Raw genomic sequence first — 649 nt, forward strand, 5'->3', positions numbered from 1 at the left:
GATAGCTTAACCTTCGGGAGGGCGTTTACCACGGTGTGATTCATGACTGGGGTGAAGTCGTAACAAGGTAACCCTAGGGGAACCTGGGGTTGGATCACCTCCTTACCTTAATGATGACGAAGTTGTTGAGTGTTCACACAGATTGCCTTGATTCAAAGTAGTTAGAGCAAAGACCTGATGCGAAAGCGTCAGTGCTTATTCAACTCCGGTTGAATGAGAGAAGCCCGTTCGTTGGGTTGGGGTGTGAATAATGACGAAAGTCGTTACCCAATTCAGAGTTAGCAATAACAGCGAACAGCGCTAAAGGCCGCTAGCCTCGCAGGCTCGGCGTCGCCTTTACGAAAATCATTGCGAAGTGTACTTCGCAAGGCATGATTTTCGTCCCCTTCGTCTAGAGGCCTAGGACACCGCCCTTTCACGGCGGTAACAGGGGTTCGAATCCCCTAGGGGACGCCACTTCTCTTCTTGCTAACAAGAATGCAGACATAAGCATTACGTGTTTATGTCTGTTTTCTTCGGCCTTGCGCCGTTGCAAACATGCTCTTTAACAATCTGGAAAGCTGATTTAAAAAGTAGTTCTCAAACATTTGTTACAAGTGCTTTGGAAACTTCTTGGCGAAAACCAAATTTTATTTGGTCCTTGTTGTAC

Annotated in this window: 1 tRNA gene and 1 rRNA gene; both read left to right on the top strand. The window is 46.8% G+C overall.

The window, feature by feature from the left end:
* A 16S ribosomal RNA gene (locus ACB028_RS20190) occupies positions 1-105 on the top strand; the annotation flags it as partial.
* Positions 106-380: 275 nt separating this feature from the next.
* A tRNA-Glu gene (locus ACB028_RS20195) sits at positions 381-456 on the top strand.
* Positions 457-649: the final 193 nt, after the last annotated feature.

The organism is Aeromonas sp. S9(2024), from assembly GCF_041403185.1.
Lineage (GTDB): Bacteria > Pseudomonadota > Gammaproteobacteria > Enterobacterales > Aeromonadaceae > Aeromonas > Aeromonas enteropelogenes.